The organism is Pseudomonas sp. GW821-FHT03E01, assembly GCF_059420765.1.
The window spans coordinates 55,977-68,118 of sequence record NZ_JBWKUI010000006.1 but is presented as its reverse complement, the minus strand read 5'-3'; the positions used below and the strand labels follow the sequence as shown (position 1 = coordinate 68,118).

Genomic DNA, 12,142 nt, shown 5'->3' with positions numbered 1-12,142 from the left:
CCGCCATTTCAAAGCGGCCATTTTCTAACGAGACAGAGCGCGGACACCGGCGCGCGAAACCTACAAGCGAGTGACGAGGGATTAACGTCCCTCCAACAACTCTGCCGCCTGATCCAGCAACGCCAACGGCTCTTTGGCCTTGTGAATATCCACCGACAACAACTGCCGAAACTTGCGCGCCCCCGGAAACCCGGTACCCAGCCCCAGTACATGCCGAGTGATGTGATGCATCGCGCCACCCGCCAGCAGATGCTCGGCAATATAAGGCCGCAACTGCGCCAGCGCCTCGGCCCGAGTGATCACCGGCGCCGTGCTGCCAAACAGCTGCTGATCCACCTCAGCCATCACATAAGGGTTGTGATACGCCTCACGGCCCAGCATCACACCGTCGAACGTCTGCAAATGCTCGTGACAGGCCTCCAGCGTCTTGATCCCGCCGTTGAGAATAATCTCCAGCTCCGGAAAATCCGCCTTCAACCGCGCCGCCACGTCATAACGCAGAGGCGGAATGTCGCGGTTCTCCTTCGGCGACAACCCCTCCAGAATCGCAATCCGCGCATGCACGGTAAAACTTGTGCACCCGGCATCCCGAACCGTGCCGACGAAATCACACAACTCCTCGTAACTGTCCCGCCCATTAATCCCGATCCGATGCTTCACCGTCACCGGAATCGACACCGCATCACGCATCGCCTTCACACAATCGGCCACCAACTGCGGATGCCCCATCAGGCACGCGCCGATCATATTGTTCTGCACCCGATCACTCGGGCAGCCGACATTCAGGTTTACCTCGTCGTAACCGTGCTCATGGGCCATGCGGGCGCAGGCGGCCAGGTCCAGCGGAACACTGCCACCGAGTTGCAGGGCGAGCGGGTGCTCGGCTTCGTTGTGACGCAGGAAGCGGTCGTGATCGCCGTTGAGGAGCGCGCCGGTGGTGACCATTTCGGTGTAGAGCAGGGCGTGCTTGGAGAGCAGGCGCAGGAAGAAACGGCAGTGGCGGTCGGTCCAGTCCATCATCGGGGCGACGGAGAAGCGGCGGGAGAGCGGTTGGGCGATGGTTGGTGCGGCTGAATGGGGCATGGGTATCTGAATAAAAGAAGCGTGAGGCGGGGTAGGGAGTTTATCAGGAATGAGGGAGTGGAAGGGCGCTAGGGGGCACTTGCGGCGACCACGATTCTGACGTCGTGCTTCTCACCGCAGTCGGCTTCGTCTCTTTCCGCGCGGCATGCCAGCGCCAGTGATAAACGTGACTAGCGCCAATGGCGTAAAGCCGATGTATCCAATGCTTGCCACGCTTCGGAGTGGCAAAGTTGATCCTTCGTCAGCCAGAGTCCTGCGTGCGGGCACAGGGACTCGGCGGGGAGTGCCAGCAGGTCGCTCAACTTCATTGCGCTGATTGAGCCTCGGTCTCTTTCATCCTCGGCTTCCCAGTCGCGCAGAAATAGACGCACCTTCAAGACATTGGCATTAAAACCTTCAAACTGTGGTCGATTGTGGAGCCACTGAGGTGAATGCCTCAAGGTTCGCTCCTGGACATCCAGCAGCAAGATCTGCCATGCCAAGCGACCTCCGTGGTCATCGTCGACGTTGGTATGGACTCGAGTCAGCGCGAGATAACGTGCATCCTCGGACCAGATCATCGAGGGCGCGAGATGGCTGATGGCGCAACCGGACGCCGTCAGCAAATGCCCGCCCAGGCGTGGGCTCTGGACGCGTAGCCAACTATCGGCGTATTCGGTTTCACAACCGAACAGCCACGCGGCATCTTTATCCATCGGTGCTGGCTGGACAAAGTTTCCATCGGCGATTGCAGACTGTGGCTGTTGAACCAGGCGCCAATCGGGGAGGGCGCTCAGACCTTGTTGGCTGACATTGAGCTCACACCACTCGTAGTAAAGCCGGGAGTCCTGTCGATACTGGCAAAATGCAGCGGCATCGTCCGCCTCGGGTGGCGATTGATCAAAGCGCTGCAATGGACTGCTTTGCCGATCCTGATCCAGGCGACCTCGAATCACTGCCAGGCTCAGTCTCGGCCCACGAAAGTCCAACAATCGTGCGACCAACAGAGGAGGGCTGTTCATCAATTGTCGTTCCTGTGCGTCGACCACCACCACGTGACCTGCTGTGGCGGGCGGCAGGGCGAACGGTATTAATGCGATGTAACGTCCAGTGTCTGAAACTCGATGATCGAGCAGCCAAACGCCCGGTAACTCCCAGCCCCCAATCCTGCAGGTGTAACCCCCGAGCCCCAGGCTGTTGTCTTGCCGCCAGCTAAATTGAGCCCGCGTATCATCAGTCAATGGTGCCGACTCGACCATCGTCGCGCCTCGCTGTCCATCACCCACCAGAGGCACGGCCAACCGCACGCGAGTCAGGTGCCGCTGCGCAACCTGCACCCGGCCGTTCGGATCATGGCCCACCTGAGACTCACAGTCGCTGTGTATGCTGTACAAGCCATAACCATAGCGACCGCGATCAGGCTGCGGGTAGTCGAAGTAGGACGATAGCCGCAGGTAGTGGTCATCCAGCTCCAGGGGGTCGCTCCAACCCACGGAAGGTTCGCTGTCGGCGGATAGCCACGGACAAGGCAATGCTTGCCAGCCGCGGTCTACGTGCCAGAGCCAGTATTCGAGGGCTTGCGGTTGCTCATCATCCATCCGTGCATGGCAAGCGAACGAGCGACTATCGTGATTCCAGATGATTGAGGTATCGGCCCTGATCAGCAACGAAGTGGGCTCACCGTTTATGCTCACGCGGTATTCCGGGTTCATCAGCGGGGCGCAAGGCTGTGGCAATTCACGCAGGCTGGCCGGCAGCGCCAGACAAGCGTCCAAACTTTGCTGACCATCGGGAGACGTATGCCGGAACGCGTCGAGCGCAAGGTTTTTTTGCCAGTCACCAGGCTCAACCCAAAGGTCAATAACGGGCACCAGGCTAACCTTTTCAGCCGTCGTCAGCAGTTGCTCCAGGCTGATCTCCCGTGCGCCGTTGTCGACCAGAGGACTGTAACGCCCACTCAGGATGCCGTCGTTAAAGGCATCCAGTTCCCAAAATTCATCACACGAACACTGGTAAAGCTGACGCAACTGTCGATCCAGAATCACCAACCCCCAGGCTTGGCGCGAGGGTAAAGGCGCGGCGAAATAACGTCCGTCATTCGAGAAGCGAGCCGACGACCCAAGGCCCTGGAGCAGCACCCCATCTGGAAACAGGTAATCGCACAGGACGGGCCCGCCCATGGCGATTTCGCTGTAGTTGAACACCCTGATGGGCTCGCCCTCGGGAGTTTGCTGAGGTTCGTCCCCACCCCAGGCACTGGCGCCACCTGAAGACTGACCAGGCGATAGCGGTGACGACTTGGCCTGTGTTTTATCGACCAGGCCAAAACGTCTTTCCAAGTGACTGACGCAAGCCAGCCCGAAGAACATCACAGCCGCTGCCCCCGCAATATCCCAGTACGCCGGCAAAGCCCTGCCCAGATTAAAACCCAGGCCTAGTGCGGCAGAGGTCATCAGCCGTGCAGCCCCTCGGCCGGTTCGTTGCCAACCGGCCCGCGCGGTCAGCCACATTAAGGCAGTACAACCCAGTACCACACCGAGTGCCCATAACAGCGGTAGTACCGCCACGAGGAAAATCGGGATCAACAGTACGGCGATTTGCCAAAGTAGATCGAGCAATAATCGAGGCAGGCTTTTTTCGTCAGTACGTTGATCCGAAGAGTGAGTCACCATTACCTCGAGAATAAATGGGCGATTTCAAATAAGCGTGTTTGCGTATAAAGAGAGATGCTGAGTTACCAACGACCAGCCTGACCGAGGCTGGGAGGTGGGGAGTTTATCAGGATTGGGCTTGCGGGGCTCAGGTGAGTCTAGCGGAGGTAGTTGAGAGCGAGTGAAAACAGGAACGGAAGGGGTTGAGTGACTTGCAACAAAGAGCCATCGATATACGGACACCCCTGTAAGTTAATACGTGGTGTTCGCGTAATTACTTAGTGAGGTCAGTACTAAGTAGTAGCTAATTTTTTAACGTATGAGGCGAGCTCCAATTAATGCCATTGATGCTTGATTTCCTGCCACTGGTCGTCTGACAGCCACTTATCTGCCGCCGGAAAGAAAATATTCTCCTCGGCGTCCATGTGATCGTAATATTTTTTGATGAAGTCATCGATAGTGTCAGCAATTACTCTCGTTTCGTGAGTTGTATCCTTCAGCATCTTCAACTGTCCAGCAATGCGCCCAAATGCCTGATGATCTCGCTCGATATCCTTGACCCGTTGGTGGATCGGCGCCTCAGTCGCTAGCAAGGCCAGCCGAATAAGTTCTTCATTTTCATGGTGGTGTCGCTCTGCATCACCATGCAAGGCTTCCAGCATCGTGAACAACAGCTTGCAGTCATCAGTTCCATCGGGTTCATGTCTAATTTTCCTCAGCAACTCTTTGATCTGAGTAATTTTCATAGACACTTCGTGATGATAGGTCAGAAGCTCTTTCAACAAAACGTTCATGTCAAATCCTCATCGCGATACCAGTAGTTCGCTAGGGTATCTACACATTTAAATTTCAATAATTTCAATATCTTATTAAGCGTGCTCATTAGCACTATTTAATCTTTTTAGTATAGGTGAGCGCAAAGCCCTCGCGGCAGTAAATTTGCCGCCCTTGGAAAAAATTGAAATATCAAGTGTATGTTATATGCACTATTGATCTGCCGGATGTCCTCCAGCGAAAAAGGAAGGAAAAGCAGCGCCAAAATCGACAACCGCTAGGTGGAAAATCAATTCCGGAGAAAAGCAGAAAGGGGAGGGGTTGAGCGTCTTGGTACGAGTAAATAAATCCGTCCCTCAGGGGCGGATTTATTTTGCGTATGAAATAGATCTGTCCAATTTTTACCATCCAAAAGATGGTTTATCTTACCTTTTTTTGCATTCCTCAAGCTCGTTTTGGTTTTTCAATGTCGTAGTCACACCTAACCGATATTTACAGTACTGGATGACCAACTGTCGCTCCGTGTCACTTAGCTCACTCAATTTTTTGTCATCTGATTCGTACGCGAAAATATTTTCAAACTTAATCTGAAATGTCGGGTATTTCTTGATGAAAAATACTTTTTCCGGGTAGGCGTCTTCCATCCTTTCGTAAAAGCCGATGTAGAGGAAGGCGACGAGTATGGTCGGAACAATGATAAGTAGAAATTTCATGATGCGGGTGGTCGTAACAGTTTGGTTTTAATTCGAAGGTTTCTCACCAGCTCCATCCCAATGTTGCCGGGACAAATCTTTCCTTCCCCGGCTTGCATGGGAAATTCCCGGTGTCCACCCAAAGTCGTCACCCTGAAAACGCTGGTCAGGGCTTGAATTAAGTTCAGTAGGGTGTCGATTTGTATGGCTGGGATTTTCTGGTCCATATTGCCGTTGATGGCTTCAAGAGCCTGACGGGCAAGGGCAACCACATCGCCACCTTCATCGGCGGTTGTCAAATTTTCTAGCAAAACGATGCCAATTACGCCCGTGTTGTAATTATGTACGCTTGAGCCTTTGAACCGGATGTCGCGTCCTTCGAATACTTTACCCATACAATCGATGCCGTAGTGATAACCGATGTCATCGAACTTGGCCTGGTGCTCGCTCTGAATCGCACGCATCTGTCCTGCGCCGGCACCACAGCCGACACTTCTACCGGCATGGTGAAGTGCGATCATCGAGTAGTCCCAGTCATCGACCATTTCGCCTTTTGCTTTATGCGCTCCCCAAGATGATCGTTCTATAAACTCACCATTTTTGCGGACGAGTCTGAGGATCGCTTCTCTGGTAGCAGCTCTATCGTTGACGGTGATGGTAGTGGGCGCCGCTGGTTCTTTGGGTTTGACTTCGGTTGCTTTTGCTTCAGTAGTAAATTGTTCAGCCATGTTTGATCAATCCGTGAGTTCGCTAAGCGTCCGAGCAGGAGAGATAAAGTAAATGCTCACAGAAATAGTGGCATCTTTGATGGGGGTTTTGACGTGCGCTATTCCTGCACCATCGGTGATACCAATGATCTTTTCACCGTTAATTGTGGCAGTGAAACTTCTTCCGGCTAAAGGTTGACCGGTTTCGCTATCGACGATGCTGAAGCTGTGTCCGTAGGTTTTTGCAGTAAAAGCGGAAGTGGGGGCATGAACGGTGCTGGTGTATGCGAATCACCGATGATCACAGTGCCTGACCCACCAATCACGACGTCGCCATGGGTTCCGACAGTGCCGACCAGTGCAGCGTTCTTGCCATTGATGAAGACCGTTGCTGCTACGCTCGAGACTAGAGCGCTGCCACAGGTGCAGGCATCGCCTTTGGTCGCGGCTGCAAGACCGTCGAAGAACACGTTGGGAGAGCCAGAGGCGATGGCTTTTGGGCCGTGCCCAGGCATGGGACAACTGGTGGGGTCGGTGATACGTGCGGCGGGCTTTGCCATGTTTGACTTCCTGTCAACGAATTTACCGGGGGCGACTGTATCAGAGTTGCTTTGAAAGGTGGCTGAGGCGCGAGGAGCTCACGCTCCCCGCGCCGATGTACAACATTAATTACTCAGACGGCTCGACCTTATCCAACGCCTGATTCACCGCCAGCTCCCCCAACATGACCACCTGCGCAATACCCAGCAGGGTTTTGCGGTGTGTCCCCTCCAGCAGCGCAGCAAAATCATTGAGCATAACCGTGGCCGAGCCCAATGACTCGCAGGCGTTGGCCAGCAGGGATTCGGTGTTGTACTTCGGGTTGGCTAGGAACATGCGCTCGGGCTCGTTGGCCGTGGCCATGATTTGAGCAGCCGGTTTGAGGTAGTGGTCGAGGGCGCGTTCGGCGGCTTCGTGGAGTTTTTTTGAGTCGAGTGATTCGTAAGGGGATGTCGGGTCTGTGACCGGCGGGTTGGGTGTGGCCTTGAACATGGTGAAACTCCTGATTATTCATTAGGAGCTACCAGCATCACTTGCAGATGATGGGTGGCAGCTATGCGCGGGTCTGCAAGACCGGGAAACCAGGAACCCGGCAGACCCGAAGGTCTCCCGCACAAAGCCGCCATTGAGCGGACACAAACGAGTGTCCTACGGTAGGGCTATGCGACTGGTATTCCGGCGGGCTTGCAGACCCGATCACTGATGAGCAGTGACGGGAATCAAGTTACCGGCGGGAGCGCCAGGCGCACAGCCGGCGGATTCTGGCGCAGTCGTAGGCAACGACGCAAGGCGTTGTAGCCTTGGTGAAGTAACGGTGAGTGTCTTTAAACGCTCATCTAAACAGGTGGGTCGCTTCAGAAAAAACAAGGATGCTGAACCAACGCTGTCGCTCAGCAATGTTTCATCAAGTTGGGCAGGCTCGCGGCATAGGATGACCACCTAAGACCGTGCTGCCTCACCTCCAGCCCACAGGAAACAACAAGATGATCTCGAACCTCTTCAAAGCCATGCTGATCACCGGTGCTTTGCTCTTGAGCGCCTGTTCGGGTGTGAGCACCAGTTCCTGTTTTTCAGAAGGCTGCCAACAATTCGATGGCCATAACCCCAACAAGGTGAACTTTGGTGGGAGCGCGATCGGCAACAGCTTTAATGAGTACAGCTCGGGCTTGCTGCACGACTAAGGAATGACGCAACGGCTGGGGTGTTTTCGCCGTTGCGTGATTTACCTGATGAACCGCGTGTTCTGATTTTACGACTGCTGCGCAGCCGAACGCAGGCTGCGCCAGCTGCTACAGGGAATGTGTCGCGGCAACTAACGGGCTATTTAGCCTCTGGCACCGCGATCCACTGACCCAGAATTTTCTGGTAATTCCCCGTCACCTTGGCCAAATGCAGCCACTGATCGACATACATCTTCCAGCTGATGTCATCCCGCGGCAGCAGATATGCCTTCTCTCCATACTGCATGTATTGCGTCGGGTTGACCGCGCACAAACCCGGTTTGAGTTTCTGCTGATACAGCGCTTCCGACGCATCGGTGATCATCACGTCAGCCTTCTTGTCCAGCAGTTGCTGGAAGATGGTCACGTTGTCGTGAAGCTGCAGTTGCGCCTTGGGCAGGAAGGCGTGGACGAAGGCTTCGTTGGTGCCGCCGGCCGGTTCGACCAGGCGAACCGAAGGCTGGTTGATTTGTTCGAGGGTCTGGTATTTCGCCTGATCTTCGCAGCGCACCAGCGGGATTTTGCCGTCGACGTCCAGGGTGGTGCTGAAGAAGGCTTTTTTCTGGCGTTCCAGGGTGACGGAGATGCCGCCGACGCCGATGTCGCATTTGCCCGCGAGCATGTCGGGCATCAGGGTTTTCCAGGTGGTCTGGACCCACTCGACCTTCGCTCCCAGGCTGTCGGCCAGTGAGCGGGCCATGGCGATGTCGATGCCCGAGTATTCGCCGTCTTCACCTTTGAAGGTATAGGGTTTGTAGTCGCCTGTGGTGCAAACGCGCAGTTGGCCTTGTTGCAGGACGGTGTCCAGGTGCGAAGGGCTTTGCTCTGCCTGAGCGCCGCAGGATAGCGCCAGCAGGCCACTGAGCAGCAATGTGCTTTTTATGGTTTTCATCGTTATCGGGCTTTTGTGATGGAGTGGGGGGCAAGGCTGGATCAGTGTAGTGAAACCGCTTCCTGGCTGTCAGCAATGTGCTCAGTCAATCACGGCCCGGCGCAGGCGCAAGGCATTGAACACCACTGAGGCAGAGCTCACGCTCATGGCCAGTGCCGCCACCAACGGGGACAGCAAATGCCCGGTCAGCGGGTAGAACAACCCGGCGGCGAGGGGGATGCCCATGGCGTTGTAGGCCAGGGCAAAGGCAAGGTTCTGGTGCATGTTGCGCACGGTTGCCACCGACAGGTTGCGGGCATGCAGAATGCCGAGCAGGTCGCCCTTGACCAGGGTGACTTGTGCGCTGTTCATCGCGACATCGGTGCCAGTGCCCATGGCGATACCGACATCGGCACGGGCCAGGGCCGGGGCATCGTTGATGCCGTCGCCGGCCATTGCCACTCGGTGCCCGCGTTCCTGCAATGCGGCGGCCAGGCGTTCCTTGTCCTGTGGCTTGACCTCGCCGTGGACTTCTTCGATACCCAGTTGGCGGGCGACGGCACGGGCAGTGGTGAGGCCGTCTCCGGTCGCCATGATCACCCGCACGCCATCGGCCTGCAGGCGTTCGACAGCGAGCCGGGTGGTGGGTTTGATCGGGTCGGCGACGGCGAGCAACCCCGCGAGCACGCCATCCACGGCCAGGTACATGATGCTGGTTCCGTCGCTGCGCAGTTGCTCGGCTTGAGGTTGCAAGGCTTCCAGGGCGATGCCGGCTTCTGCCATCAGGGCGGTGTTGCCCAGTTGAACACGGTGCCCGTCGACCTGGCCGCGCACGCCGATCCCTGACGCCGACTCGAACGTCTGCGCTGTGCTCAACACCAAGCCATTGGCGCGTGCATGTTCGACGATGGCGTGGGCCAACGGGTGCTCGCTGCCCTGGTCGAGGCTGGCGGCCAGGCGCAGCACCTCGTCAGCACTGTAGCCAGGCGCAGGTTCGACGCTGTGAAACGCCGGGCGGCCTTCGGTGAGGGTGCCGGTCTTGTCCACGATCAGGGTGTCGATTTTGCGCAGGTTTTCGATCGCCGCCGCATCCCGAAAGAGCACGCCGCTGCTGGCCGCCTTGCCGGTGGCGACCATCACCGACATCGGTGTGGCCAGGCCGAGGGCACACGGGCAGGCGATGATCAGCACCGCCACTGCATTGATGAGGCCGAACACCCAGCTCGGTTGCGGCCCCCACAACCCCCAGCCGACAAAAGTCAGGACGGCAATGGCGATCACCACCATGACGAAGTAGCCAGCAATCACGTCCGCCAGGCGTTGCATCGGTGCTTTGGAGCGTTGTGCCTGGACCACCATCTGCACAATTTGCGCAAGCACGGTGGCTGAGCCCACCTTCCGCGCCTGCATCACCAGGCTGCCGTGGGTATTGAGGGTGGCGCCGATCAGCCCGTCACCAGGGCGTTTCATCACGGGGACCGGCTCGCCTGTGAGCATGGACTCGTCCACCGCGCTTTCGCCCTGCAACACCACACCATCGACCGGGACCTTCTCGCCGGGGCGCACGCGCAAGGTGTCGCCGCTGTGCACATGGCTCAGTGCAATGTCTGTTTCGCTGCCGTCGGTGTTGATCCGGCGCGCAGTCTTGGGCGCCAAGCCGAGCAGTGATTTGATCGCGGCCGAGGTTTGCGAGCGCGCCTTGAGTTCCAGCATCTGTCCGAGCAGCGTCAGGGAAATAATGACCGCCGCTGCTTCGTAGTACACACCAACCCGGCCGTCCATCATGAAGGTGGCTGGAAACAGGCCGGGTGTCAGGGTGGCGGCAAGGCTATAGAGGAAGGCCGCCGCGGTGCCGAGGCCGATCAGCGTCCACATGTTGGGGCTGCGCTGGATGACCGAACGGGCGCCGCGCACATAGAACGGCCAGCCGGCCCAAAGCACGACGGGCGTGGCGAGCACCAGTTCGACCAGGTTCTGTGTGGCGCCGTGAAACAGGCTCAAGCCATGGCTGCCCATCGCCAGTGCGGTCACCGCTAGAGTCAGAGGAAGGGTCCACCAGAAGCGCCAGGAAAAGTCCGCGAGCTCAGGGTTGTCCGATTCCTCCAGTTCGGGCAACACCGGCTCAAGGGTCATGCCGCACTTGGGGCATGTACCCGGACTGCGCTGGCGGATCTCCGGGTGCATGGGGCAGGTGTACTCTTTTTCGGTCGTCGGCTCCGCCGCCTGCTGCGCCAAAGCAGGTGATTTGAGGTGATCGAGATGGCGATGCATGGGTCAGTGTCTGCCGTGGTGATGCCCGAACAGGTGCATCAGCGGGCACAGCAATAGAATCAGATAGGGCAAAAGCGGGTAGATATGACCGTAATGCTCGCGGGCCAGGTAGAACAGTCCGATCACCAGCAGCATGCCTAGCGCGATGCCGGGTTTGCTGCGCCAGAATGAGGTGGCTGGAGGTGTCGAGGGGTTTGAGTGGTTCATGTGACGCGCTCCGTTCTGACGGAAATCTTCCGGGGTGTCGTCCGGCTATGCCGGCCAATGCCAACCGTCTACGACGGGGGCCATGGCGCGATGCTTATTGGCCCATCGGCATCTTCATCATCATGGATTGCTGATCCATCATTTTCATCATCATGTCCATCATCGCCGTATCCGAGCTGCCCTTGCCACCGGACATGCCCATGCCCATCCCCATACCTCTGCAATTGTCGTGCAGCATGCCGAGGCTTGTTCTCATCGTAGTCATGGCTTCCTGCATGGCTGCCCGGCGTTCGGCCGGGGTTTTGGCGGCGATCATTTTGTCGTGGGCCGTCTGCATTTTCTTCATCTGTTCGCTCATGGCCTTGTCTTGCATGGGCGTGGCTTGGGTTGCGTCCTCGGAGGGGGCGGCGGGCGTTGTTTCGGGGTATTCGGCAGCCAGCGTCAGCAATGGGCTGCTCATGACCAGTGCGGCCAGGAGGGACTTGACGTAGATGTGCATGGCGATCTCCACATTGATAACGCGGATCGGCAGCGTCGGATGGCTGCGGACCAAGGTATGTTGTGTTCCCGTTAGAGGGAGTGATCTTGAACTTACGCCACGGTCGCAGGGCGTTGTTGATCCATATCAAACGACGTCCACAGAGGTTTGTTGTGCTGCCAGGGTGACATTCCAATGGCTGATACGTGTCAGGCAAGGCCCGACACGTATCCCTCTATATGAGTTGTTTATCCACAAGCCACGGACTTCGAACTCTTAAGGTGAGCTTCAATCGAGTTGCTAGCAGAGTGGACTCTTACTCCCTTGAGTTTATCGAGTGGCGGGTCTTTCCAAAGTTTTGATGCGTCGATGGGAAGGATGACCTGTATAGCAGCCCCTTGGGGCGGATCAGCAACAAAATCGAAGTCCTGAATGCCGTCCGGTGGGAACTGGATATAGACCCGTGGCTCCAGTCTCGGGTTTGTCCATCCACCAGAATTCACCAGGCCAATTGCCGATATGTGTAGCTGCGGTGGGTTTGATTTAAGTATTTTTAAGTCGACATCCACTACTTTCATCACGTCAGCCATTTTCGAACTCCTTTCGATAATTGCGCCGCTTTTTTTCACCTTGGCGCTTGGGTGTCAACCCTTAAGCCTTTGCGCCCTT

12 protein-coding genes and 1 pseudogene are annotated in these 12,142 nt (G+C 56.8%); 1 reads left to right on the top strand and 12 read right to left on the bottom strand.

Going from position 1 to position 12,142, the window contains the following annotated elements; genetic code table 11:
- Positions 1-81: 81 nt before the first annotated feature.
- The 7 genes and pseudogenes from dusA to AC07VO_RS11660 form a co-directional block, all read right to left on the bottom strand.
- A complete protein-coding gene (gene dusA, locus AC07VO_RS11690; protein WP_192351322.1) occupies positions 82-1,083 on the bottom strand; it encodes a tRNA dihydrouridine(20/20a) synthase DusA in 1,002 nt (333 codons plus the stop codon).
- Between the two features lie 170 nt (positions 1,084-1,253).
- Positions 1,254-3,734 carry a hypothetical protein gene (locus AC07VO_RS11685; protein WP_495007517.1) on the bottom strand — a complete coding sequence of 827 codons (2,481 nt, stop codon included), beginning with the start codon at positions 3,732-3,734 and terminating at the stop codon, positions 1,254-1,256.
- A 314-nt stretch (positions 3,735-4,048) separates the two neighbouring features.
- Positions 4,049-4,507: a hemerythrin domain-containing protein gene (locus AC07VO_RS11680; RefSeq protein WP_018928134.1), complete on the bottom strand. Its 459-nt coding sequence runs from the start codon at positions 4,505-4,507 to the stop codon at positions 4,049-4,051.
- A gap of 405 nt (positions 4,508-4,912) precedes the next feature.
- The gene (locus tag AC07VO_RS11675; protein WP_018928133.1) at positions 4,913-5,200 is read right to left on the bottom strand and encodes a hypothetical protein; all 288 of its coding nucleotides are present in this window, start codon (positions 5,198-5,200) and stop codon (positions 4,913-4,915) included.
- On the bottom strand, positions 5,197-5,907 hold the full coding sequence (locus AC07VO_RS11670; RefSeq protein ID WP_019649364.1) for a peptidoglycan recognition protein family protein: 711 nt from the start codon (positions 5,905-5,907) through the stop codon (positions 5,197-5,199). The genes AC07VO_RS11675 and AC07VO_RS11670 overlap by 4 nt, the downstream gene beginning before the upstream one ends.
- A 6-nt stretch (positions 5,908-5,913) precedes the next feature.
- Positions 5,914-6,446 (bottom strand): annotated as a pseudogene (locus tag AC07VO_RS11665) (PAAR domain-containing protein).
- A 109-nt stretch (positions 6,447-6,555) separates the two neighbouring features.
- The gene (locus tag AC07VO_RS11660) at positions 6,556-6,918 is read right to left on the bottom strand and encodes a DUF6124 family protein (RefSeq protein WP_064616969.1); all 363 of its coding nucleotides are present in this window, start codon (positions 6,916-6,918) and stop codon (positions 6,556-6,558) included.
- 491 nt (positions 6,919-7,409) lie between these two features.
- Here AC07VO_RS11660 and AC07VO_RS11655 point away from each other — a divergent pair, with 491 nt between their 5' ends.
- Positions 7,410-7,607 carry a hypothetical protein gene (locus AC07VO_RS11655; RefSeq protein WP_019582096.1) on the top strand — a complete coding sequence of 66 codons (198 nt, stop codon included), beginning with the start codon at positions 7,410-7,412 and terminating at the stop codon, positions 7,605-7,607.
- A 139-nt stretch (positions 7,608-7,746) separates the two neighbouring features.
- Here AC07VO_RS11655 and AC07VO_RS11650 read toward each other — a convergent pair whose 3' ends face one another.
- The 5 genes from AC07VO_RS11650 to AC07VO_RS11630 all read right to left on the bottom strand — a co-directional run bounded on the left by AC07VO_RS11650 (position 7,747) and on the right by AC07VO_RS11630 (position 12,063).
- On the bottom strand, positions 7,747-8,538 hold the full coding sequence (locus AC07VO_RS11650) for a transporter substrate-binding domain-containing protein (RefSeq protein ID WP_086945447.1): 792 nt from the start codon (positions 8,536-8,538) through the stop codon (positions 7,747-7,749).
- 81 nt (positions 8,539-8,619) lie between these two features.
- Positions 8,620-10,701 carry a copper-transporting P-type ATPase gene (locus AC07VO_RS11645; protein WP_495007568.1) on the bottom strand — a complete coding sequence of 694 codons (2,082 nt, stop codon included), beginning with the start codon at positions 10,699-10,701 and terminating at the stop codon, positions 8,620-8,622.
- Between the two features lie 90 nt (positions 10,702-10,791).
- On the bottom strand, positions 10,792-10,995 hold the full coding sequence (locus AC07VO_RS11640; protein ID WP_018928127.1) for a DUF2933 domain-containing protein: 204 nt from the start codon (positions 10,993-10,995) through the stop codon (positions 10,792-10,794).
- Between the two features lie 94 nt (positions 10,996-11,089).
- Complete coding sequence (locus AC07VO_RS11635) at positions 11,090-11,494, bottom strand: hypothetical protein (protein WP_086945448.1); 405 nt, start codon at positions 11,492-11,494, stop codon at positions 11,090-11,092.
- 227 nt (positions 11,495-11,721) lie between these two features.
- Positions 11,722-12,063: a hypothetical protein gene (locus AC07VO_RS11630; protein WP_018928125.1), complete on the bottom strand. Its 342-nt coding sequence runs from the start codon at positions 12,061-12,063 to the stop codon at positions 11,722-11,724.
- Between the last annotated feature and the right edge of the window lie 79 nt (positions 12,064-12,142).